Genomic DNA, 22275 nt, shown 5'->3' with positions numbered 1-22275 from the left:
TAAGCATCGGATTACCCGAAAACCGCTTCACACTTTTCGGTCCGATGCTCTGGCGAATGGAGGACAGCATGTATCTCGGTCTTGATTTAGGCACATCCGGCGTCAAAGCGCTGCTGATTGATGGTGACCAGAAGATCATCGGTTCGGCCAATGGTTCGCTGGAGGTGTCCCGCCCTCATCACGGCTGGTCGGAACAGGATCCGGCCCACTGGATCAAGGCGACGGAAACAGCCGTTGCCGGGCTGAAAGCCAAGTTTCCCAAGGCGCTTGCGGCGGTCAAGGGCATCGGCCTTTCCGGCCAGATGCATGGTGCGACTTTGGTGGATGCGAGCGGCGATGTGCTGCGCCCCTGCATTTTGTGGAACGACACACGCTCTTATGCCGAAGCCGCCAAACTGGACGCCGATCCCCGTTTTCGCAAGATCACCGGCAACATCGTATTTCCCGGTTTTACTGCACCAAAGCTGGTCTGGGTGGCCAATAACGAGCCGGAGATTTTCTCGAAAGTCGTCAAGGTGCTGTTGCCGAAGGATTATCTGCGGCTGTGGCTGACGGGTGAATATATTTCGGAAATGTCGGATTCGGCGGGCACAAGCTGGCTGGATACCGGTGCGCGCACATGGTCCCCCGAATTGCTGGAGGCGACCGGGCTGGATGAAAAGCACATGCCATCGCTGGTGGAAGGCACAGATGAGGCCGGAACGCTGCGTGGCGCGCTGGCATCCGCATGGGGCATGTCCGGCAAGGTCGTCGTTGCCGGTGGCGCGGGGGACAATGCCGCCTCTGCCTGCGGCATGGGCACGGTTGCGGAAGGCCATGCCTTCGTGTCGCTCGGCACATCTGGCGTGCTGTTTGCAGCCAACGCGTCTTATCTTCCGAAGCCGGAAAGTGCGGTTCACGCATTCTGCCACGCCTTGCCGAACACATGGCACCAGATGGGCGTCATTCTCTCCGCCACGGACGCGCTGAACTGGTATTCCGGCATTGCCGGGAAATCCGCTGCTGATCTGACCGCCGAATTGGGCGATGCGTTGAAAGCCCCAACCGGCGTAACCTTCGCGCCTTATCTTTCCGGCGAACGCACACCGCACAATGATGCCGCCATTCGCGGCTCATTCATCGGGCTTTCCCATGAAAGCGACCGCAAGGCGCTGACACAGGCTGTGGTCGAGGGCGTGACCTTTGCCATCCGCGATAATCTCGAAGCCCTGAAATCGGCAGGCACGTCTATTTCGCGGGTGACGGCGATTGGTGGCGGTTCGCGCTCCCGTTACTGGCTGGCGTCGATTGCCACAGCGCTTGGCGTGCCGGTGGATATTCCGGCGGAAGGCGATTTCGGCGCGGCCTTTGGCGCGGCGCGTCTTGGGCTGATTGCCGCGACGGGCGCGGACCCGGTTGCGGTGTGTTCACAGCCGAAAACGGAGGAAACGATAGAGCCGGTTGCTGCACTGGCTGCGGCTTATGAGGAGGCTTATGGGCGTTATCGGGCGGTTTATCCGGCAATACGCAACATTTGAATTGACGCAAGACCCCTCCCCAACCCCTCCCCACAAGGGGGAGGGGCTTACCTGCCACGCGCGAACTTCGTGATGAAGGCGAAGGTCGTGCCTCGAATTTCTCCCCCCTTGTGGGGGAGATGCCGGCAGGCAGAGGGGGTCTTTGCCATAGTTACACGGTCCAAATACAACAGGAGAACCACACATGAGCACAGGCTTTTTCGGCGATATCGCCAAGATCAAATATGAAGGTCCAGACAGCACCAACCCGCTGGCCTTCAGGCATTACAACCCGGACGAAATCGTCGGTGGCAAGCGCATGGAAGAGCATTTGCGCTTTGCGGTGGCCTATTGGCACACCTTCACATGGCCCGGCGGTGATCCCTTCGGTGGCCAGACATTCGAGCGTCCATGGTTTGAAGACACGATGCAGGCCGCCAAGCTGAAGGCCGATGTGGCGTTCGAATTCTTCTCGCTGCTCGGTTCACCGTTCTACTGCTTCCACGATGCGGATGTGCGCCCGGAAGGCAAGACCTTTGCCGAAAACACCAGAAACCTCAACGAGATCGTCGATTATTTCGGCCAGAAGCAGGCCGATACCGGCGTCAAGCTCCTGTGGGGCACGGCGAACCTGTTCTCCAATCGCCGCTTCATGTCTGGTGCCGCGACCAACCCGGATCCGGATGTGTTTGCTTATTCGGCAGCGACCGTCAAAACCTGCCTTGACGCCACCAAGAAGCTTGATGGCGCGAACTATGTTCTGTGGGGCGGTCGCGAAGGGTATGAGACGCTGCTGAACACCGATGTCAAGCGCGAGCTGGACCAGCTTGGCCGCTTCCTCAACTTGGTTGTGGAATACAAATACAAGATCGGTTTTGAAGGCACGATCCTGATCGAGCCAAAGCCGCAGGAGCCGACCAAACATCAGTATGATTACGACGTCGCGACCGTTTATGCCTTCCTGCAAAAGCATGGTCTGGACAAGGAAGTGAAGGTCAATATCGAGCAGGGCCACGCCATTCTTGCCGGTCACTCCTTTGAGCATGAGCTGGCCATGGCAAATGCTTTCGGCATTTTCGGCTCCATCGATATGAACCGCAACGATTACCAGTCCGGTTGGGATACCGACCAGTTCCCGAACAATGTGCCGGAAATGGCGCTGGCCTATTACCACGTTCTGGACGGCGGCGGTTTCAAGAATGGTGGCACCAACTTCGATTCCAAATTGCGCCGTCAGTCTCTCGACCCTGCCGACCTGTTGATCGGCCACATCGGCGGCATGGATTGCTGCGCACGCGGCCTGAAAGCTGCGGCGAAGATGATCGAAGACAAGGCATTGTCACAGCCACTGGCAGACCGTTACGCCAAGTGGAACACGGCGGATGCGCAGAAGCTGCTGCGTGGCGACGTGAAGCTGGACGAGATCGCGGCACTGGTGGAGCGGGAAAACATCAATCCCGAGCCGAAGTCCGGTCGTCAGGAATATCTCGAAAACGTGGTCAATCGCTACGTTTAAGCGGCGGCTGGCGTATGGCTGAGCCTGACCTGCATATTCCGTCATCCCGGACTTGATCCGGGATCCAGTCAACCCAAGTCCTTGGGTTGAGAGACTCTTTTGCCTCGCAGACGCGAGGCCGCTGGATGCCGGATCAAGTCCGGCATGACGGAGATTGGGAGGCATTCTTTTGCAAAATATCCCAATCTCCCCAGCCACAAAAAAACAGTTTCCAACAAAATCAATCACTTATAAAAAATTTTCTCCACGCCCTTTCATCCTGCCGCATAATGGGGGTGCTTCGAAGCAAAAGGGTGCAACGCGCGGCGCTCTCGTGGTTTGAAAGCCGGTATCGACAAGCGGCCTCTCCGAAAGAGGGCCGTTTCGTGGACGCCACCTCTTGCACCTGGCCAGGCAAGAGACCGGGCGTTCAGATAGGTATCGTGAAAGTGTTTTCCATCCGGTCCGGCAAATGCAAGACCATTATCATCCAAGTCGATGCCATCGCATTTGCCGGATGTTTCGATAGTCCCCCGGTTCGCTTTTTGAAAAGGCGAACCGGGGAGAATTCTGCATGGTTACTTCCCTGTGCCTTCTTGTGTGCGTCGCAGCATGGCTTATGTGTGTGGGGTTTTATGGAAGCCCGGCTCGGCACATGCGTGCAGACCAAAACGGGGCCAGTCCCAAGGAGATTGCCATGCTGATTGAAAAACTGAACTGGCGTTATGCCACCAAGAAAATGGACCCTTCGAAAACCGTTTCCGAAGACAAGGTCGCGCGCATTGTCGAAGCGGCGCGTCTTGCCCCGACATCCAGCGGCTTGCAGCCTTTTGAAATCATCGTCGTCACCAACCCGGAAACCCGCGCAAAGATTCAGGAAATCGCCTGGAACCAGGCGCAGGTCACGGAAGGCTCGCACCTTCTGGTGTTTGCGGCGTGGGACAATTATACGGTTGAGCGCATCAACCACATGTTCGATCTGACCAATGACGAACGCGGCTTCAAGAATGAAGGCTGGGAAAAGTACCGCCAGCAGCTTCTCGCGACCTATCCGGGCCGTGATGCCGACGTGAACTTCGAACACGCTGCCCGTCAGGCCTATATCGGCTTTGGTATTGCGGTTGCACAGGCTGCGTTCGAAGGTGTGGATTCCACGCCGATGGAAGGTTTCGATCCGGCAAAGCTGGATGAAATCCTCGGTCTTCGCGAAAAGGGTCTGCGCTCCGTCACGATCCTGCCGCTGGGCTATCGTCAGGAAGACGGCGACTGGCTGGTCAATCTCAAGAAGGTCCGCCGCCCGCTCGACCAGTTCGTTACCACGGTAAAGTGATCGCTCTCACCGGCTCAGAGGTCGTTTTTTCTTCGGTTCGCCGATAATTGAAAAAACATACCTATAAAACTGTATCGCAGGCGGGCATGTTTGCGATACAGAGAGGCCGAACCCGGCTTCGACCAAGGAAAGCTAACGTAATGCTCCGGAACGTCTTCCGTTGTCGAATGTGCCGATTGGCAGCATGAGCAGAAGCGGCCTTTTTGCCGCCGGGTTTAGACCTCGATAAATTCGATCCGAAGAGCTTTTTATGACACTTCAAAATTTTGCGGCCAATGCTGCGCCACCGAGTGCCGCACCGCCGGGTGAAACGGCCAGCGACCCGATGGTCGTGTTCGATGCCGTGACCAAAACCTTTGGCGACCCCGGCGGTGATACATCGTTCACAGCGCTGGGCGGTGTTGACTATGTCGTGCCGAAAGGGTCGATTTCCGGCATTATCGGCCGCTCCGGTGCCGGCAAATCCACGCTGATCCGCCTCGTCAACGGCCTGGAAAAACCGAGCTCCGGCAAGGTTATCGTCGATGGTGTCGATGTGGGCGCGCTGGATGAGGCGGGCCTGCGCACGCTTCGCCGTTCCGTTGGCATGATCTTCCAGCACTTCAATCTTCTGTCGTCGCGCACCGCCTATGACAATGTGGCCTTGCCGCTGGAAATCGCTGGTGTGTCGAAAGCCGAGATCAAAAGCAAGGTCGGGCCACTGCTCGATCTGGTTGGGCTGGGCGATAAGTCTGGCCGTTATCCGGCAGAGCTGTCCGGTGGGCAGAAACAGCGTGTCGGCATTGCGCGTGCGCTGGCAACCGAACCGAAGCTGCTGCTGTCTGACGAGGCGACCTCTGCGCTGGACCCGGAAACCACGCAGTCCATTCTGGAACTGCTGAAGAAGATCAATGCCGAGCTTGGCCTGACCGTGCTTCTCATCACCCATGAGATGGAGGTGGTGAAGACCATTGCGTCGCAGGTTGCGGTGATCGACAAGGGTTTGATTGTCGAAGAAGGCAGCACATTCGATATCTTCACCGGTGCCAAACACGAAACGACCCGCAGCCTGCTATCTTCCGCCGTTGGCGTGAAGTTGCCGCATTGGGTGACGTCCGGCCTGAAGGCAGAGGCATCAGCCGGGGACCGTGTGCTGGTGCGTCTCGTGTTTTTCGGTGCAACGGCTTTCCAGCCGCTGACCGCACGGCTGATCAATGAGATCGGCCCGGATGTGAACATTCTGGCTGGAACCATCGAGGAAATTTCCGGTGCGCCGTTTGGTTCGCTGGTGGTGTCCTATCCGGCGACGGCTGAGGTTCTGGAGCGCGCCAATCGTTTTTATGCGCAAACCGGTCTTGCCACGGAGGTGCTCGGTTATGTCGCTTGATATGCTTTTGACCGTTCTGAACAAAGCCCTTCTCCAGACGCTGCATATGGTGGCGGTGTCTGGCCTTATCGGCTCGCTGCTGGGTCTGCCGATCGGCATTTTCCTCGCCACCAGTGGCAAGGGTGAGTTGTTCGAAGCGCCGATGACCAACCGTATCATCGGGCTGATCGTCAATGCCGCCCGCTCCACGCCGTTCATCATTCTGGTCGTAGCCATCATTCCGTTTACGCGTTTGATCACCGGCACCTCCATCGGCACCTCTGCCGCCATCGTACCGTTGACGGTGGCAACCGTGCCCTTCGTGGCGCGTCTGGTGGAAGCGGCCATTCGCGAAGTGGATACGGGCCTGATCGAAGCGGCGCGTGCCATGGGCGCAACGCCTGTTCAAATCGTGACCAAGGTTTTGCTCGCCGAAGCCAGACCCGGCATCACGCTGGCGCTGACACTTACACTCGTCAGCCTCATCGGTTATTCGGCCATGGTGGGTGCTGTTGGCGGCGGTGGCCTGGGTGATCTTGGCATTCGCTACGGTTATCAGCGCTTCATGCCTGACGTCATGGCCGTGGTGGTCGTCGTTCTCATCGTGCTTGTGCAGATCGTGCAGAGCGCTGGCGATACGCTGGCGCGCCGCTTCGACAAGCGTAATCGCAAAAATTAAACCAGACCAAAAACAACAAAACAAAGGAGCCCATCATGAAAAAACTGATTATCGCAGCCTCGCTTGCCGTCCTGTTTGCAGGCAGTGCACTGGCCGAAACCATCAAGATCGGCGTAACGCCCGGCCCACACGCGCAGATCATCGAAAAGGTGAAGGAAATCGCCGCCAAGAAGGGTCTGGACATCGAAGTTCTGGAATTTTCTGACTATGTCGTTCCCAATCAGGCGCTGAACGACGGCGAGTTGCAGGCCAACTCCTTCCAGCACCAGCCTTACCTCGACAATCAGGTCAAGGATCGCAAGTTCGATCTCGTCAGCGTCGGCCAGTCCGTCAACTTCCCGATGGGCATCTATTCCAAGAAGGTGAAGAGCCTCGACGAGTTGAAGGACGGCGCAACCATCGCCATTCCAAACGACCCGACCAATGGCGGTCGCGCTTTGTTGATCCTCGCCGACAAGGGCTTGATCAAGGTGGACGAAAGCAAGGGCCTGAAGATCGGCCCGGCTGACGTGAAGGAAAACAAGAAGAACATCAACTTTGCAGAACTCGACGCTGCCCAGCTGCCGCGTTCTTTGGATGATGTCGACGCGTCTGTCATCAACACCAACTATGCGCTGGAAGCCGGTCTTGACCCTTCCAAGGATCCGATTGCCCGTGAAGGCGAAAAGGCGCCTTACATCAACGTCATCGCCGTTCGCGGCGCCGACAAGGATGCACCTTGGGTGAAGACGTTGCTGGAATCCTACCACAGCCCGGAAGTGAAGGCTTTCGTGCTTGAAAAATTCAAGGGCGCGGTTGTGCCTGCCTGGTAAGCCATTCTTTTGGTTGTTTTCTTTGGCCTCTCCCATGCGAATGGGGGAGGTTTTTTTACGACTGGTTAGCTTTAATCCGAAACGATGCAGCTATTGCGCGATACCCGTGCGATTTGAGGGGCGTTTTCCTGCTTTTTTAACAGCTTCTGAACACTTGGCCCGGAGGATGCAGGCCTACGAGGGAACAAGATGCTGATAAATGCTGCCTAAAGATGTAGGGAAACTGTTGGTCGGTCGAAGAGCGGCAGTTGCTGGCGTGCTTTTCGCATTCGCATGTGTGGTCTTCATCGTCACAGCCCTTATTCTTTCTGCCCTTAACAACGTGTCACAAAACACCAATGTGCTGGACGAGAAGCGCTCTCTGGAGACGACCTCCGGCGCGCTGACCACGTTCCGCGACCAATTGGCGGCGACCCTGAACGATTATGCGGCATGGGATGACGCGGCGCGTTATGCCTATGCGCCGGGTGGCATGGAATGGCTGGTCAGCAATTACGGTGACATGACCGTCAACAGCGAGTTGTTCGACACCGCCGTGCTGATCGATAAGGACGAGCACATTCTGATGTCCTATCACAATGGTGTCCCGGCGACCTGGACGATCGGGGCATTTTTCGGTGACGGTATGCCGGATCTCATCCAGGCGGTTCGTTCCGCCAGAGCGGGTGAGACACCGGAGGCCACCGGTTTCATCAGAACGCAGGGTGGAATCGCTGCCGTCGGCGTCGCGCTGGTGCGCAACAAATCCGGCCTGCTCGAACAATCCGACGTGGGGCCACGCTATCTGGTTTTTGCACGGCATTTGACGCGGGATAAGGTTGACAAGCTTGCATCAACCTATGTCATCAACGGCCTTTCGCTTCAGCCGGTGCAAACGCGGGCGCCTTATTTCGTCAATATTTTCAACCCGCAGGGTGAGGTTCTTGGCAAGCTGACATGGCGTTCCCAGAAGCCGGGCGATATCAGTATGCGCGAAGTTCGCCCCGTGGTGCTGACCGCCATTGCCATTACCGGATTGTCTTTCGTGGCCCTGCTGGCCATCGGCATTGCCGCTTTGAAGAAGCTGAAGGATGACGAGGCCTGCGCGCGCAGGGAGTTGCTGCGGGACCGGCTGAGTGGGCTTTACAATCGTCCCGGCCTGTTTCTCGGTTTAAAACGGCTTTTGGGGAAATCCCGGCAGGACAATTCCTATGTCAACCTGATCTATCTTGATCTGGATGGTTTCAAGGAGGTCAACGATTCCTTCGGTCATGGCGTCGGCGATCTGTTGATCAAGGGTGTGGCGGCGGCGCTTGGCGTGCTGGTGCCGGAAAAGGCGCTGTTGGCGCGGCTGGGGGGCGATGAGTTTGCGATTGCGCTACAAGGCGAGAACGCCCGCATCGAAGGCCGCAAGCTGTGCGACGCCCTGCTGGACCTGTTTTCCGAACCCTTCATGATCGGTGATCGTGTGGCCGCCATCGGGTGCAGCATCGGCACATCCGTCTCCAGAGGCGGCGATCTCGATGGCGAAGAGCTTCTTCGTCGGGCCGATATGGCGATGTATGAAGCCAAGGAAAACGGGCGCGGACGTTACATGTCCTATGAACCGCATATGGACACGCGCCGCGAAGAAAAAAATCAGCTTGAAGCCGACCTGAAATATGCGATTGAACATGACGAGATCAAGGTCGTCTTTCAGCCGGTGGTCAACACGCTCAGCCGCAAGATCATCGGCGTGGAAGCCCTGGCGCGCTGGAACCGCGCGGGTTTCGGTCCAGTGTCGCCGGATATCTTCATTGCTGCTGCGGAAACCAGTGGCCTGATCGATCAGCTTGGTTTGTCGGTTCTGGGCAAAGCCTGTGAGGCGGCGGTGGATTGGCCGGGGCTGAAACTGGCGGTGAATATTTCGCCGGTGCAATTTAGAAATCCCGCTTTTGCCGGGCATGTGCTGTCCATTCTGGAGAGCAACGGTATTGCGCCCGCCCGGGTGATGCTGGAAATGACCGAAGGGTATTTCATTCACCACCCGGAACGGGCGGCAACGGCAATCGAAAAACTGAAACAGATCGGCGTCAGCATCGCGCTGGACGATTTCGGCTCCGGGTTTGCAAGTATCGGTTATCTGCGCCGCTTCGGCTTCGACCGCATGAAAATCGACAAGTCACTGGTGGCCGCGCTGGATACGGGTGGCCGTTCGCTGGAAATGCTGACCGCCACGGTGGCGTTGGCCCGCGCCCTTGGCATTCCTGTCACGGCGGAGGGCATCGAAACCGAAGATCAGGCAGCGATTTTGCAGCTTTGCGGCTGTGATGAATTGCAGGGATATCTGTTCGCCAAGCCTTTGCAGCCAGAGCAGGTGTCTGAGTTGCTGCACGCGCAGGAAACGCCGGTGAAGCAGCGGAAGGTTTCTTGAAGGTCAAGGGTCGCAGACGGTAGCGTCCCTCATCCATCATCCTGAGCTTGTCGAAGGAGAGGTGTCCCGCAGGGGCCTCGAAGGGCGAGGGATGCGGAACGCGGTGCGCCGACCAACGGATGCTTCGAGGCTTTGCCCTGCGGTCAAAGCGCCTCAGCATGAGGGTGGAGCAAGCGGCGAGGAGGACAACGGCAGCAGGCAGAGGGTGGGCTTACCGCCTCTGCCCTGCCCAACTTGAGCCGATATGACGGTGATTGTGGAGATCAGATGCAGCGACGCAGACGGTAGCGTCCCTCATCCATCATCCTGAGCTTGTCGAAGGAGAGGTGCCCCGCAGCGACCCTCGAAGGGCGAGGGATGCGGAACGCGGTGCGCCAAACCAACGGATGCTTCGAGGCTTTGCCCTGCGGTCAAAGCGCCTCAGCATGAGGGCGGAGCATGCGGCGAGGAGGACAACGGCAGCAGGCGGAGGGTGTCGTTTACCGCCTCTGCCCTGCCGAACCTGAGGCGATATGACGGTGATTTTGAAGATCAGATGCCGCGACGTAGACGGTAGCATCCCTCATCATGAGGCGGGAGCGGAGCGACCCTCGAAGGACGAGGGATGCGGGCTTTGCAGGCGGAGGGTGTGGCTTGCTAGAGCCTTTTGGAAAAAGGCGAGGGCAAACGCCCCCCTACCGCCCGATATGCTTGTCACCACGCTTCTTAGCGAGGTCGATCTGTTTCTGGCGGTTGCGGAAGCGTTCGCGGTCTTCCTCCGTGCGGCCATCGTAGCAGCTGGGGCAGGACACGCCTTCTTCGAACTGCGGTGAACGGCGCACGTCCTCTGTGATCGGATTGCGGCAGGCGTGGCAGAGTTTGTGGTCGCCTTCGGCCAGGCCGTGAACGACGGACACACGTTCGTCGAAGACGAAGCAGGCGCCTTCCCACAGGCTGTTTTCTTCCGGCACCTCTTCGAGATATTTCAGAATACCGCCCTTGAGGTGGTAAACCTCGTCAAAGCCCTGATCCTTCATGAAGGCCGTGGCCTTTTCGCAGCGAATGCCGCCGGTGCAATACATGGCGATCTTGGGTTTGTTGTGGAGGCCGGGATTGTTTTTCACCCAATCTGGAAACTCGCGGAACGTCTTGGTTTGCGGATCGACCGCGCCTTTGAACAGACCGATGGCGGTTTCGTACTCGTTGCGGGTGTCGATGAGGATCGTGTCCGGGTCCGAGATCAGCTCGTTCCAGTCTTTCGGGTCCACATAGGTGCCGACGATCTGGTTCGGATCGATATCCGGCACGCCCATCGTGACGATTTCCTGCTTCAGCTTCACCTTCATGCGCACGAAAGGCATTTTGGACGCGCGGCTTTCCTTGTGCTCAAGGCCGGAAAATTCCGGCTGGGCGCGCAGATAACCCAGGATGGTGCCGATGCCCGCATCGGTTCCGGCAATGGTGCCATTGATGCCTTCGGCGGCCAGCAGCAGCGTGCCTTTGACGCCGTTTTCCTGACACAGCTTGAACAGCGGATCGCGCACGCTTTCAAACCGCGGGAAGCGGGCGAAATGATAGAGCGCTGCCACGAGAAAGTCGCCAGTTGCATCCGGCGCGGAGTCCGGGCGGGGTAGGGTAGAGGTGTCGGTCATGGCGGCTGAAATACAGCCAGATCGGCTTTTGCGCAATCATATTTCGCTGAATAACGGGACGATCGTGACGTTTTGAATTTTGTCAAAACATGCCACACAGCCTAGCCCGCAGCGTCTTTCCACAAAAGACCAATGATCTTGCTCTCGGTTTTGGCCGATTCCGCAAAGACATGGTCGGCGAGTTCAAGACACTCCTGACGCAATGCCTGCTGGCGATGAAGGATCGCATCCAGCAACAGAGCCAGCGTGTCGCCGCCTGTGAAAACATCCGGTTCGCGGTCGGCGAAAGCGGCAAGCACGGACAGGTCATGTTCATGGCCCAGCAGATCGACCAGCCGTTTGGCATCGACTTTCTTGGCGCGCATGGCGGATGGCCAGAGCCGCCGCAACAGGGCGAGATGTATCCAGTAAACCTGTCCGCTTTTGCGCAGATCATGGAAATTCTCGTCATGGGCATCAGTGTGGCAGGCGCTGAGCGCATCCAGCGCCTTTTGCCGCTGCTTGCGCCATGTGTGTGTGATGAGGCTCAACGCCGTCTTGTCACTGTGTGGCAGGGACAGGTGCTGCAAGGCCTGTTTGCCGTTTTCACATTCCGCAATGGCTGAACGAATACGGGCGGGCAGGTCGCCATCGTCGCTGGTCATCGCGTCACGGCGCTTCGCCAACGTTTCATGCACGGAGGCAAGGGCGTGGCGTTCCGTGTCTGTGCGGCTGAAGGTTTCGAGGTAGCTGATGTTTTCCACCAGTGCCGCCGCATCACGCGCGGCGGAAAGGGAACGGGCGATATCGCGAAACCGGGTGTTTTCGGCGGCGCGGAAGTCTGGCGCTTTGTTGTGCGTGAAGCGGTACAGGGCGCGCAGCCGTTTGAACTTCTTGCGGGCCTCGTGCACCGCCGCGTGCGGGCCATCCGGCTGCTGCGACAGTGCAGCCACGGCCTCATCGATCAACGCCACGCCGACTTTCTTAAGCTCTTCGACAAAAGGTTTGGCGGGGTTAACCTTGAAGGACATGGCACAACTCTGCGCTAAGATCGTCTGTGGCCAGATATTGGTTCGAATAGCGGCGGTCGCCCGTGACTTCCGGGCCAAGCCATGCGGGCAAAGCGGGTTGATCGGTCTCAGAGTTCAACTCCACCTCCGCAACGATGAGACCGCTATAGAGACCTTCGAACACGTCGATTTCCCAGACGAACCCTTCATGGTCCACGGTAAAGCGGGTTTTTTCGATGACGATGCCCAGCGATGTGCTCAGAAGCTCCTGCGCATCTGCCACCGCGATGTCATATTCATATTCATCGCGCATGAGGCTGCTTGCGCCGATCTTGATCGTCAAGGTCGCGGCATCGTCTCCCTTGATGCGGACGCGAACGGAACGGTCTTCCAGCGAGACGATATAGCCTTGGCGGAAAGGTGTCTGCGATGTGATTTCGCCGCGCCAGCTATCGCTGCGAACCAGAAATTTGCGTTCAATTTCTTTTGCCATTCAACACCCTGCCCGATTTACGGGCAACCCTAGCGCATGCAACTGTCATGAAAAAGCAATGAAACCGAAATATTTTGTTTTTATGCGGAGCGCAGCGTGTCCATTCGGATGCGCTAAATGCGCTCTAACTCATTGAAACTACGAATTGCGCTTTCCGGCAATCGGAGCCGATTTTCGGCCTGATGCGCTGGACAGCCATGGCTTTGCGCGGTAATTGAAAACCAAATTCAATCGTTTCAATAGAGGAGATATTGCCATGGCCCAGGATTCCCAAAAGCTGCTTTCCATCCTGAAACTTCAGCCGGTGGTGCCTGTTCTTATCGTGGACGATGTTGCCTCTGCCGTTCCTCTGGCGCGCGCGCTGGTTGCTGGTGGGTTGTACGCCATCGAAATCACCATGCGCACACCTGCCGCACTGGACGCTATCCGCGCTGTGGCTGCCGAAGTTGAAGGCGCTCATGTGGGTGCCGGCACGATCCTCAACGAAAAAGATTTTGAAGCGGCGGCCAAGGCTGGTTCTACCTTTATCGTCAGCCCCGGCGTGAACAAGAGCGTTCTGCAAGCGGCGAAAGATTCCAAAGTACCGCTTCTGCCCGGCGCTGCAACAGCCAGCGAAGTGATGGTGCTGCGTGACAAGGGCTACAAGGTTCTGAAATTTTTCCCTGCCGAGCAGGCCGGTGGCGCACCCTACCTCAAGGCATTGTCGTCTCCACTTGCCGACGTGGTGTTCTGCCCAACCGGCAGTGTTTCGCTGAAGAATGCCAAAAATTACCTGTCGCTGCCAAACGTCGTTTGCGTGGGTGGTTCATGGGTTGCGCCAAAGGAACTCATCGTCGCCGGTGATTGGGATGGCATCACCAAGCTGGCAGCGGAAGCGGCAGCGCTGCGCGGCTAAGTCCTGGTGGTCACGATGGCGTGACCATCACAACCATTTGTTTTTGCCGCAAGGCTCCCTATCTCCTGTTTCATATCGAGTGAAACAGGAGATTTTAATGTTCGACGCGAAGAAGCTTCTAGACCAGTTTTTGGGCTCTCAGGTTCCCGGCCTTTCGGGAAGCGTGCGTGACCGGGCTGGCCAGGCCACCGACATAGCGAAGAACAATCCCCTGAAGGCAGGCGCTATCGCTGCTGCCATCTTCGGCACAAAAACCGGACGCAAGCTTGCCGGCAATGCCGCAGCCGTCGGCGGTATCGCCGCCATCGCCGGTCTTGGTTATCTGGCCTACAAGAATTACCAGTCCGGCAAGGCACCGGAAGCTGCTCCGCAGCCGCAGCCACAACAGGTGCTGTTGCCGCCGCCGGTCGATTCCCCATTCCACCCGCAATCGGCCACACTTTCCAACAGTTTTGCGCTGACTTTGGTGCAGGCCATGATTGCCGCCGCCAAGGCCGATGGCCATATCGACGCGGAAGAGCGGGCGCGCATCATGGAAAAGGTGCAGGTCTCCGGCCTCGACCATGAAGCGGAAGCATTCATCGAAAAAGAACTGGCCGATCCGCTGGATATCGATGCGCTGGTGGCTGCCGCCCAGACCGAAGAGCAGAAGGTGGAGCTTTATACGGCGTCACGCTTGACCATCGAGCCGGACAGCCGCGCCGAGCGTGGGTATCTTGACCTTCTGGCGGGGCGCCTGGCTTTGCCTGATGCGCTGGTGGATCATATCGAGGCGACGGTGTCTGCGGCGAAGGTTTGACGACATTCCATGAATTGGGCTTTGGCGGGTGTGGCTACCCCCCTCTGCCCTGCCGGGCATCTCCCCCACAGGTGGGGAGATCGGCAAGTGGATAGCTCCCGCCCATCTTGAACGTTGAAGAAGGCGCGAGGAACTTGCGTCCAGCCAATCTCCCTCCTTGTGGGGGAGATGCCCGGCAGGGCAGAGGGGGGTGAGCCACACCCACCAACCTCCCACATCCGCTGTTGTCTTTACCCACCACCTACCGTAAGTCTTTTCCGTCATTTTATGAGGAAAAGAATGCGCGATCTCAGCCAGTTTAAAGGATGCCCAGCGCCTGCGCCGGTGACGCTTGAAGGACGTTTTGTGACGGCGGTGCCGTTTGATCGGGCTGCGCATCTTGAAAATCTCTGGGTCGCACTGGGCGGGTCGGGCACCAATGATCTGCTGAAATATTTTCCGCAGGATGCCTTTCCCAATGCGGATGCGTTTGGCGACTGGATTGAAGGCGCGCAGAAAGCTCTGGGCTGGGTGACGCTCGTGTTCCTTGAAAATGCCACGGGTGATGTTGTGGGCATGGCGAGTTATATGCGGCCCGATCCGAAAAACGGCGTGGTTGAAGTCGGCTCCGTGGCGCATGGCGCCAAGATGCAGCGTTCGCCGCTGGCAACCGAAGCGCATTATCTGATGGCCAAACATGTGTTCGACGATCTGGACCATCGCCGTTACGAGTGGAAGTGCCACAATGAAAACGAGCCATCCAAGGCCACGGCGAAACGTTATGGCTTCACCTTCGAAGGCGTGTTTCGCCAACATATGATTTCCAAGGGCGTCAACCGCGATACCGCATGGTTTTCGATGATCGATGGCGAGTGGCCGGTGATCCGAGAGGCGTTTGAAGCCTGGCTTGCGCCGGAGAATTTCGGCCCGGATGGTCTTCAGAAACGCAAACTCGAAGACATTCGCGCAGGACTTTCCGCATGACAGCCAACAGCAATAAGTCTGCCATGTTCGCGGCCATCGCCATTCTGCTGGGGTTCGGTCTGCTGTTTTTCATCATGCCGACCATCACCTTGTGGCTGGCCGAGCATTATTCGGTCTGGGTCGCAGCAGTGTTCGATACGCTGGCCGTTCTGGCCTTCTTTCTGGTGTTCTGGCTGCGCGCCCGGTATCAGCGCAAGCACTGAACGAACTCAGGCCTGAAGCGAAGCGCCAAGCAGGCCAAGACCCATCAGCAGTACGACAAGCGCACCGGCGATTTCGATGCCGGTGGAAATGCGCATCGCCCGCGTGCTGCCTGAACCGGCATACCGCACCGCCAAATCCTTCGCCTTGACTGCAAGGCACGCCAGCACGGATACGGTGATGGCCGTGCCGATGGACATGGCGAGAACGGACATGATGCCGCCGAGATAAAGGCCGTTCAGCAGCGAAAAGCTCATGACAATGATGGCGCCGGAGCAGGGCCGCAGGCCGACGGCTATGATGGCGGACCATGCTTCGGGCAGGCTGAAATCTTTCGATTGCAGCAGCGAAGGATCGGGTGCGTGGGCGTTTCCGCAGGTGGTGCAGACATCGCCCGCGCCGCTGTGGCTATGATCGATAAACACCGGCTGGCCTTGGAAACGAAGTCCGGTTCCCATTCCGGTTTTGATGGGAGCGGCATTGTCGACAGCAAGCACGGGTGCGGGTTCCACCCTCACCATAAGACTGCGCAGCTTGCGAAACAGCAACCACGCGCCGAACAGGGCGACCATGGCGAAGCTGGTGATTTCCATCGCCTGTGTGGCCTTGGTCATGGTGATGGAGGTGCCGCGTAGCACCAGATAGGCCGCGCCCACCAGCGCGATGGCGACAGCACCCTGTATCAGCGCCGAGATGAACGAGATGAGAATGCCGCGCCTGAGCTGCGTTTCATTGGCAATCATATAGGACGAAATAACCGCCTTGCCGTGCCCCGGCCCTGCGGCGTGGAAAACACCATAAGCGAAAGACAGGCCGACCAGGGAGGTCAGCGCCCACGGGTCTTCGCGCATGGCTTTCAGCGCGCCGGTCAGAGCACGGTAAAAGGATTGCTGGTGAACATTGATCCATTGGAACAGCGGCGCCAGCGGCCCGCCGATGGAAATGGACGGTTCAGCCGACCCGATGCCGAGGGGGGATTGGGCGTGGACAATGGAAAATGTGAGAAGGAGCAGGGCGCTAGTCACAACGCAAAGTCGGGCGCTATTTCTGTTTGTTAGCATCTTTTTTCCTCATTCCTGTCCTGGTGACCGGAATCCAGTCGATGCGCGTCTGCGCGGCGAAAAGACTCTTTCAGCCCGGGACTGGGCTGGCTGGATTCCCGTGACAAGCATAGGAACCAGGGAAGAGGATATCAGCATGTCAGTTCCAGCCGGGTGGCAAACAGCTTTGTCATGTCCGTTCCTGTCGGATCGTTGAAAAAGGCATCTGTGAGGTTGTTCTGGTTCTGGGAGATGATTTCGTCGGGATTGGGACGGATGACCTTGTGTTTGCAGGCGGCCAGATGGGAGCCTTTCACCACGAGGTCGGTGTCCTTGGCAAAATCGATCGCCGTGTACATGGTCGGATCCCACGCGCCGAAGCTCAGCAAACCCTTTATGGGGAGTGGTTTTTGCGGCTTCATGGAAAAGAACATCAGGATTTGATTGTCCTTATAATCGACATGGATGGCATCCGGCTTGCCCAGATCAACCGGTTTTCCGTTTTGGGTGATGAAGGTGTAATAGGAAAATTCCGCGAGCGATTCATGGACGGTGTTGCCGATTTCGGCCAACTCTTCCTTGTCGAGCTTTGCGTCGCTGTTCTTGTCGTAATCCAGCACGACGCTTGCGGAAAACATCTCGTCGAAACGCCAGATGTTGCGGACTTCCTCCAAATTACCATCGGCCCCCTCGATGATTTCCATCCGCGCTTCGGCAAAAATATGCGGGTGCGCGAAGGCTGTCATCGGCGCAAGACAGGCGGACAGGCTTACGGCCAGTGGCAAAAGTGCGTTTTTCATGGATGTCTGTCTGTCTCGACTCTCGAATCTGCTGAATGATTTTAACGTCAATTGGGACCGAATTTCGGCTGGTGCGATAAAGAGGCCGTGACGGTTCAAACGTTCTTCTTGAACCAGTTTGTCAGATAGTCCACGAAGCTGCGCACCTTTGCGGGCAGATAACGCCGGTGCGGATAGACGGCATAAATGCCGCGATCCCGCGAAATATAGTCGTCGAACAGGGTCACGAGTTCGCCGGACAGAATATGCGGTTTTGCGATGAAGTCGGGCACGATGGCAACCCCGAGACCGGACCGGGCGGCACGCAGGGTGGCCTGTGGACTGTTGACTTCAAGCGGCCCGGTAATCGCCACCGAGTTGGTGCCGCCGCCGGGTTCGAAATAACGGATGTGGTTGTGGAAGCGGGAGTTGGTATCCACGATGCAGGGCACCTTGCCCAAATCCTGCGGCGAATTCAGCGGGCCGTGGCGATCCACGAAATCCGGCGTGGCCACCGCATAGACCCTAAAATCGGCCAGCTTCTTGGCAATCATGCCGGAATCTTCCAGCTTGGTGATGCGGATCGCCATATCGAAGTTTTCTTCGATCAGGTCCACGAAGCGGTCTTCGGCAACGATTTCCAGCGAAAGCTCCGGGTTTTCCTTGGCAAAATCGATCAGGCTCTGGCCGATTTCCGCATCGATGAAGGTGCGCGGCACGGAAAGACGGAGTTTACCTTTCAGGTCGGCATTATTTTCCCGCACCAGATCGGCCAGATTGTCGATCTCCGTGAGGATATCGGCGGCGGTCCGATAATAGGTATGACCCGCTTCGGTCAGCGAAAATTGCCGCGTTGTTCTGTTGAGCAGCAGCGCGCCGAGATCATCTTCCAACTCACGGACATATTTGGACAAAAGCGCCTTGGACCGCCCGGTTTTGCGGGCGGCGGCGGAAAAGCCTTCCGCTTCGACAACATCAATAAAAGCGCGAATACGGGTGAGGGTGTCCATCAAACTCTCCTGTTTGTTCGACATAATTGAACGGTTGAGCCAGATCGTTCAAGAATAAAATAGCGTGATGAAAAAAACATCGATATGATGAAAAATTCCCTTGATTATGACCGCGAATATTCTTATCTCCCGTCTTGCCCAAAGTCGCACGTGCCCATGTGTGTCCGCCGACCCTCGATTTGGTGAGGATCTCGGTAAGGTACCTGGAATTAACCCCTCCAGTCGCTATTCCGGCCAACCGGAAAATGCGAGGACATACGAAGCAACGACGGTGCGGGCCTTTCTGGTTCTCTGCCGGCTTTCCATCAGCCGGGGTACTGAAGAGGCACACCATCATTGCCGTAAGTGCGGTTGGGAAGTTTCCCTCCAATCCCATGGCAGACAAAGCCGAATAATGCTCTGGCAGGGCGTTGTTCACATTTGCGCCTTGAGCGTATGCGAATGAATCTGCGCCTCCACCGGCTGATTCGTCTTGCGTATCTTGAGCGCCCTTTGTCCTCCGGATTTTTTCCGGGGTCGGTTCATTTGAGGGAATACAACGATGACGACTGCACGCATTATCGACTTCATCAAGACCCGTCGTCCCGAAGGCCCTTGCCTCGTGGTTGACCTCGACGTCGTGCGCGACAATTTCCATGCCTTCCGCCATGCATTGCCAAACAGCGCAATCTACTATGCGGTCAAGGCAAACCCGGCTCCAGAAATCCTCAAGCTGCTTGCATCGCTTGGCTCCAACTTCGATTGCGCCTCCGTGGCTGAAATCCAGATGGCGCTCGATGCCGGTGCGACTTCCAACCGCATCTCTTATGGCAACACCATCAAGAAGGAACGCGATGTTGCGCGTGCACATGCACTCGGCATCGACCTCTTCGCCGTGGACAGCCATGAGGAAGTTGAAAAGGTTGCCCGTGCAGCCCCCGGCGCCCGTGTATTCTGCCGCGTTCTGACCGATGGTGAAGGTGCCGAATGGCCGCTTTCGCGCAAGTTCGGCTGCGTGCCTCAGATGGCTGTCGATGTTCTCGTTTACGCCCATCAGCTTGGTCTGGAGTCCTATGGTGTCTCCTTCCACGTGGGTTCGCAGATGATGAACCTCAACGCATGGGACGCTGCCCTTGCCGATGCCAAGCGCGTGTTCGCATCGCTGTCCAAGCAGGGCATCCACCTGCAAATGGTCAACATGGGCGGTGGCTTCCCAACGAAGTACCTGCGTGATGTTCCGGCTGCCGAAGAATATGGTCAGGCCATCGATGCTGCTCTTCGCAAGCACTTCGGCAACCAGATTCCACAGACCATCATCGAGCCGGGCCGCGGCATGGTGGGCAATGCCGGTGTGATCAAGGCGGAAGTCGTGCTTGTTTCGCGCAAGTCCGACAATGACAACCACCGCTGGGTGTTCCTCGACATCGGCAAGTTCGGCGGTTTGGCCGAAACCATGGACGAGGCCATTCGTTACCCGATCCGCACCGAGCGCGATCAGGACGACATGGAGCTTTGCGTTCTGGCTGGTCCGACCTGCGATAGCGCCGACGTGCTCTATGAAAAGAACATGTACCCGCTGCCGGTCTCGCTGAGCATTGGTGACGAAGTTCTGATCGAAGGCACCGGCGCCTACACCACAACCTATTCGGCGGTGGCGTTCAACGGTTTCGAGCCGCTGAAGTCCTACGTTATCTGAGTGAGCTGCCGCCTGTTTGGTGCAGGCGGCATTCTCCGGGTTTCCCGTTCCTGCTTTTGCTAAACGCTTGCCGAATCTCTTTCGGACTGAGGGCGGGCTGGGACGTATCAACTCTTTTTTCTCGCATGTTGTTGTCGCAAAACCGCTACGCACTTTTGCGCGACATGCTTTTATGTAAGGTGCCGCTTTGTGGGCGGCTTGGTGACGGGAGGCCGGGATGGCCGCTGTTCTCAATTCGGTTCGTGCATTTTTCACACCGCAGACATTTCATATCGACGCAGAGAACCCAGGCGACATCGTTGCCCGTGAGAGCCTGCTCGACACCGCCATGGGCGCTGGCCGCCGCCGCAAGTCGTCCGAAAAGCTGCGCGCCGGTCGTGTTCCAGCCGAAGGCTTGGCACTGGTTGCCCGCGATGAAGATGGCCATGTCATCGGCACGGTGCGCCTGTGGAACGTTCAGGCGGGTGTCACGCGGGAAGGTCAGCCGGTTGCGGCCCTTCTTCTCGGTCCGCTGGCCGTGGACGCCGCCCATGAAGGCAAGGGCATCGGCTCTGCCTTGATGCGTGCTGCCATCACCGAGGCCTCAAAGCGCGACCATGGCGCGATTTTACTGGTGGGTGATGCGGCTTATTATGAGCGTTTCGGTTTCTTCACTGCCCAGACACAGCATCTGGTGATGCCCGGCCCGTTTGAGCGGTCGCGGTTTCTGGCGCTGGAATTGAAAGACGGCTGGCTGAACGGCGCTGCCGGAATGCTGGTTGCCAACGGGCGCAGGTTTTCTGTCTGATAGATCGCTCACGGCGTTGAAAATGGCTCCTTCGGGGGCCATTTTTGTTTTTTGAGAATATGTGGCCCGAAGACCGCCCAAAGGACGGCTCCGCAGGGTTATCACAGATCAAAATGCGCCGCTGAACCGGGTGGAAATGCTGCTGCCGCGGTAGGCGGCGGTTTCGTCATATTCGGTGTGGAGCAGGCGGGAGAACTCCAGTTCCAGTTTCCGGTCTTTGCCAGCGTCGAGCGTCAGGGATGCGGACAGCCGTTTTTCGCTGCTGTGATAGTCGTAATAGATCCAGTTTTTGCGCGAGCGCTCGAGCGTCACGTCGAAATCCAGCTTGTCCGTGAGCTTGGTTTTCATCACCAGTTTCCAGCGGCGCTGAAACTCGGCGATCGGATCGTCCAGATCATACAGCGCGTAGTCCTGCGAAAAACCGGCGCCGAAGGCGAGGCGGTCATTGAGTTCCCATTCGGCTTCGGTGCGCAGATAAGGGTGCGTGCGCTTGACGCGATTGCTGATCTCATCGCCCATGATGGTCGTGACGCCCGCTTCCATGAGAATTGTCAGGCTGTCACCAAATTTGCGGGCGTATGCCAATGAGCCGCGAAGATTGGTGGCGGGGAAGCGTTCGTATTTCAGTTGCTGCCCATCGGGTATCAGGCTGGTGTTGTAGGCCAGCGTGAGGCCGACTTCACCGCCTGCCAGCGCGCGGATGTGGTTGGCCTTGAGGCCTAAAAGGGCTTCATTGGCCTCCAGCCGGGCGGGCAGAAAATAACCGGGCCGGAAATGCGCCTTGCCTTTCATCAGGCTGACGTAGCTGGCGGACAGGGTGTTTTTGCCGCCGAAAGCCGCAAGTGTGGCCGAGGTGGAGAGGTCGATTTTGTGATCAAGGCGGCGATACCCGATCACCTCATCCGGTAATTTGAGAAAAATGTCACCGGCATCGCTTCGCGTGCCGCGCATCTGCGCATTCCATTCCAACCGGTCGGACACCTTTTTGGAGAGGGAAAAACTGACCGAGCTATTGTGCTCATTGGCAAACCCGTAACGCGGAACGCGCACCTCCTGGTGGTTGAAGGAATATCCGAACTTCGTTCCCTCACGCTCGACCTCTCCTTCCAAACCAAGGCTGGTGCGCAGGCTGAAAGCGGGAAGGGTGTTGGTATCGCCGAAGTAATTCGTGTCGTATTTCGTCTCGGTATCATAGGTGATGCGCGGTTCTGCCCGTGCGGAAGGCGCACAAGCGACACAGATAAGCAACGCAACGAGACTGCGGACTTCCATGCGTATCCCCAATACCTAATTGAGCGATATCTTATAGATAGGTGGTTAACAATATTGTATGAATGCTGACGATACCACCACAGGTTTTGCCATGATGGCGGGCTTCAAGGCATTCTGGGCGTTTGTTTTGTATTTTATGAAAATTGAAAACATTAATATTAACAGTTCATTATAGTATTAGCATCTGCTTGC

Annotated in this window: 20 protein-coding genes; 13 read left to right on the top strand and 7 right to left on the bottom strand. The window is 57.4% G+C overall.

Going from position 1 to position 22275, the window contains the following annotated elements; translation table 11 throughout:
• The first annotated feature begins 68 nt into the window (after positions 1 to 68).
• From xylB to RMR16_RS11320, 7 genes are all read left to right on the top strand, one after another.
• Positions 69 to 1517, top strand: a complete 1449-nt coding sequence (xylB, locus tag RMR16_RS11350) for a xylulokinase (protein WP_320198127.1) — start codon at positions 69 to 71, stop codon at positions 1515 to 1517.
• A 184-nt stretch (positions 1518 to 1701) separates the two neighbouring features.
• Positions 1702 to 3012: a xylose isomerase gene (gene xylA, locus RMR16_RS11345; RefSeq protein WP_320198128.1), complete on the top strand. Its 1311-nt coding sequence runs from the start codon at positions 1702 to 1704 to the stop codon at positions 3010 to 3012.
• Positions 3013 to 3688: 676 nt separating this feature from the next.
• Positions 3689 to 4321 carry an NAD(P)H-dependent oxidoreductase gene (locus tag RMR16_RS11340; RefSeq protein ID WP_320198129.1) on the top strand — a complete coding sequence of 211 codons (633 nt, stop codon included), beginning with the start codon at positions 3689 to 3691 and terminating at the stop codon, positions 4319 to 4321.
• Between the two features lie 325 nt (positions 4322 to 4646).
• Positions 4647 to 5687, top strand: coding sequence for a methionine ABC transporter ATP-binding protein (locus RMR16_RS11335; RefSeq protein ID WP_320198531.1), 1041 nt, complete (start codon positions 4647 to 4649; stop codon positions 5685 to 5687).
• Positions 5677 to 6345, top strand: coding sequence for a methionine ABC transporter permease (locus tag RMR16_RS11330; RefSeq protein WP_320198130.1), 669 nt, complete (start codon positions 5677 to 5679; stop codon positions 6343 to 6345). The genes RMR16_RS11335 and RMR16_RS11330 overlap by 11 nt, the downstream gene beginning before the upstream one ends.
• Before the next feature lie 35 nt (positions 6346 to 6380).
• A complete protein-coding gene (locus tag RMR16_RS11325; RefSeq protein WP_320198131.1) occupies positions 6381 to 7157 on the top strand; it encodes a MetQ/NlpA family ABC transporter substrate-binding protein in 777 nt (258 codons plus the stop codon).
• Positions 7158 to 7356: 199 nt separating this feature from the next.
• Complete coding sequence (locus RMR16_RS11320; protein WP_320198132.1) at positions 7357 to 9549, top strand: bifunctional diguanylate cyclase/phosphodiesterase; 2193 nt, start codon at positions 7357 to 7359, stop codon at positions 9547 to 9549.
• Between the two features lie 674 nt (positions 9550 to 10223).
• Here the strand turns inward: RMR16_RS11320 and RMR16_RS11315 are convergent.
• The 3 genes from RMR16_RS11315 to RMR16_RS11305 form a co-directional block, all read right to left on the bottom strand.
• Complete coding sequence (locus tag RMR16_RS11315; RefSeq protein WP_320198133.1) at positions 10224 to 11180, bottom strand: rhodanese-related sulfurtransferase; 957 nt, start codon at positions 11178 to 11180, stop codon at positions 10224 to 10226.
• A 101-nt stretch (positions 11181 to 11281) separates the two neighbouring features.
• Complete coding sequence (locus tag RMR16_RS11310; protein ID WP_320198134.1) at positions 11282 to 12190, bottom strand: CHAD domain-containing protein; 909 nt, start codon at positions 12188 to 12190, stop codon at positions 11282 to 11284.
• A complete protein-coding gene (locus RMR16_RS11305; RefSeq protein WP_320198135.1) occupies positions 12174 to 12662 on the bottom strand; it encodes a CYTH domain-containing protein in 489 nt (162 codons plus the stop codon). The genes RMR16_RS11310 and RMR16_RS11305 overlap by 17 nt, the downstream gene beginning before the upstream one ends.
• Positions 12663 to 12918: 256 nt before the next feature.
• Here RMR16_RS11305 and RMR16_RS11300 point away from each other — a divergent pair, with 256 nt between their 5' ends.
• The 4 genes from RMR16_RS11300 to RMR16_RS11285 all read left to right on the top strand — a co-directional run bounded on the left by RMR16_RS11300 (position 12919) and on the right by RMR16_RS11285 (position 15522).
• Positions 12919 to 13557, top strand: a complete 639-nt coding sequence (locus tag RMR16_RS11300) for a 2-dehydro-3-deoxy-phosphogluconate aldolase (protein WP_320198136.1) — start codon at positions 12919 to 12921, stop codon at positions 13555 to 13557.
• 97 nt (positions 13558 to 13654) lie between these two features.
• A complete protein-coding gene (locus tag RMR16_RS11295; RefSeq protein ID WP_320198137.1) occupies positions 13655 to 14356 on the top strand; it encodes a tellurite resistance TerB family protein in 702 nt (233 codons plus the stop codon).
• A gap of 279 nt (positions 14357 to 14635) precedes the next feature.
• Positions 14636 to 15319, top strand: a complete 684-nt coding sequence (locus RMR16_RS11290; RefSeq protein ID WP_320198138.1) for a GNAT family N-acetyltransferase — start codon at positions 14636 to 14638, stop codon at positions 15317 to 15319.
• Positions 15316 to 15522, top strand: a complete 207-nt coding sequence (locus RMR16_RS11285) for a hypothetical protein (protein WP_320198139.1) — start codon at positions 15316 to 15318, stop codon at positions 15520 to 15522. Before RMR16_RS11290 ends, RMR16_RS11285 begins: the two co-directional genes overlap by 4 nt.
• 6 nt (positions 15523 to 15528) lie before the next feature.
• On the opposite strand, the gene RMR16_RS11280 is transcribed toward RMR16_RS11285, so the two are convergent.
• From RMR16_RS11280 to RMR16_RS11270, 3 genes are all read right to left on the bottom strand, one after another.
• On the bottom strand, positions 15529 to 16581 hold the full coding sequence (locus RMR16_RS11280; RefSeq protein ID WP_320198140.1) for a nickel/cobalt transporter: 1053 nt from the start codon (positions 16579 to 16581) through the stop codon (positions 15529 to 15531).
• Positions 16582 to 16712: 131 nt separating this feature from the next.
• Positions 16713 to 17360: a DUF1007 family protein gene (locus tag RMR16_RS11275; protein WP_320198141.1), complete on the bottom strand. Its 648-nt coding sequence runs from the start codon at positions 17358 to 17360 to the stop codon at positions 16713 to 16715.
• 95 nt (positions 17361 to 17455) lie between these two features.
• Positions 17456 to 18349: a LysR family transcriptional regulator gene (locus RMR16_RS11270; protein ID WP_320198142.1), complete on the bottom strand. Its 894-nt coding sequence runs from the start codon at positions 18347 to 18349 to the stop codon at positions 17456 to 17458.
• Between the two features lie 541 nt (positions 18350 to 18890).
• Between RMR16_RS11270 and odc2 the strand changes: the two genes are divergently transcribed.
• Both odc2 and RMR16_RS11260 read left to right on the top strand, forming a co-directional pair.
• On the top strand, positions 18891 to 20024 hold the full coding sequence (gene odc2 / locus RMR16_RS11265; protein WP_320198143.1) for an ornithine/lysine decarboxylase: 1134 nt from the start codon (positions 18891 to 18893) through the stop codon (positions 20022 to 20024).
• Between the two features lie 217 nt (positions 20025 to 20241).
• Positions 20242 to 20811, top strand: coding sequence for a GNAT family N-acetyltransferase (locus RMR16_RS11260; protein ID WP_320198144.1), 570 nt, complete (start codon positions 20242 to 20244; stop codon positions 20809 to 20811).
• A 108-nt stretch (positions 20812 to 20919) separates the two neighbouring features.
• On the opposite strand, the gene RMR16_RS11255 is transcribed toward RMR16_RS11260, so the two are convergent.
• The gene (locus RMR16_RS11255; RefSeq protein WP_320198145.1) at positions 20920 to 22083 is read right to left on the bottom strand and encodes a hypothetical protein; all 1164 of its coding nucleotides are present in this window, start codon (positions 22081 to 22083) and stop codon (positions 20920 to 20922) included.
• Between the last annotated feature and the right edge of the window lie 192 nt (positions 22084 to 22275).

The sequence above is a fragment of the Agrobacterium sp. rho-13.3 genome, assembly GCF_033957765.2.
Taxonomy (GTDB): Bacteria; Pseudomonadota; Alphaproteobacteria; order Rhizobiales; family Rhizobiaceae; genus Agrobacterium.
This window is presented reverse-complemented; position numbering and strand designations above follow the sequence as displayed.

Excerpts from the sequence above, each read along its gene's own strand:
- xylB (WP_320198127.1), top strand. The coding sequence starts at position 69 with ATGTATCTCGGTCTTGATTTAGGCACATCCGGCGTCAAAGCGCTGCTG.
- xylA (WP_320198128.1), top strand. The coding sequence starts at position 1,702 with ATGAGCACAGGCTTTTTCGGCGATATCGCCAAGATCAAATATGAAGGT.
- RMR16_RS11340 (WP_320198129.1), top strand. The coding sequence starts at position 3,689 with ATGCTGATTGAAAAACTGAACTGGCGTTATGCCACCAAGAAAATGGAC.
- RMR16_RS11335 (WP_320198531.1), top strand. The coding sequence starts at position 4,647 with ATGGTCGTGTTCGATGCCGTGACCAAAACCTTTGGCGACCCCGGCGGT.
- RMR16_RS11330 (WP_320198130.1), top strand. The coding sequence starts at position 5,677 with ATGTCGCTTGATATGCTTTTGACCGTTCTGAACAAAGCCCTTCTCCAG.
- RMR16_RS11325 (WP_320198131.1), top strand. The coding sequence starts at position 6,381 with ATGAAAAAACTGATTATCGCAGCCTCGCTTGCCGTCCTGTTTGCAGGC.
- RMR16_RS11320 (WP_320198132.1), top strand. The coding sequence starts at position 7,357 with ATGCTGCCTAAAGATGTAGGGAAACTGTTGGTCGGTCGAAGAGCGGCA.
- RMR16_RS11315 (WP_320198133.1), bottom strand. The coding sequence starts at position 11,180 with ATGACCGACACCTCTACCCTACCCCGCCCGGACTCCGCGCCGGATGCA.
- RMR16_RS11310 (WP_320198134.1), bottom strand. The coding sequence starts at position 12,190 with ATGTCCTTCAAGGTTAACCCCGCCAAACCTTTTGTCGAAGAGCTTAAG.
- RMR16_RS11305 (WP_320198135.1), bottom strand. The coding sequence starts at position 12,662 with ATGGCAAAAGAAATTGAACGCAAATTTCTGGTTCGCAGCGATAGCTGG.
- RMR16_RS11300 (WP_320198136.1), top strand. The coding sequence starts at position 12,919 with ATGGCCCAGGATTCCCAAAAGCTGCTTTCCATCCTGAAACTTCAGCCG.
- RMR16_RS11295 (WP_320198137.1), top strand. The coding sequence starts at position 13,655 with ATGTTCGACGCGAAGAAGCTTCTAGACCAGTTTTTGGGCTCTCAGGTT.
- RMR16_RS11290 (WP_320198138.1), top strand. The coding sequence starts at position 14,636 with ATGCGCGATCTCAGCCAGTTTAAAGGATGCCCAGCGCCTGCGCCGGTG.
- RMR16_RS11285 (WP_320198139.1), top strand. The coding sequence starts at position 15,316 with ATGACAGCCAACAGCAATAAGTCTGCCATGTTCGCGGCCATCGCCATT.
- RMR16_RS11280 (WP_320198140.1), bottom strand. The coding sequence starts at position 16,581 with ATGCTAACAAACAGAAATAGCGCCCGACTTTGCGTTGTGACTAGCGCC.
- RMR16_RS11275 (WP_320198141.1), bottom strand. The coding sequence starts at position 17,360 with ATGAAAAACGCACTTTTGCCACTGGCCGTAAGCCTGTCCGCCTGTCTT.
- RMR16_RS11270 (WP_320198142.1), bottom strand. The coding sequence starts at position 18,349 with ATGGACACCCTCACCCGTATTCGCGCTTTTATTGATGTTGTCGAAGCG.
- odc2 (WP_320198143.1), top strand. The coding sequence starts at position 18,891 with ATGACGACTGCACGCATTATCGACTTCATCAAGACCCGTCGTCCCGAA.
- RMR16_RS11260 (WP_320198144.1), top strand. The coding sequence starts at position 20,242 with ATGGCCGCTGTTCTCAATTCGGTTCGTGCATTTTTCACACCGCAGACA.
- RMR16_RS11255 (WP_320198145.1), bottom strand. The coding sequence starts at position 22,083 with ATGGAAGTCCGCAGTCTCGTTGCGTTGCTTATCTGTGTCGCTTGTGCG.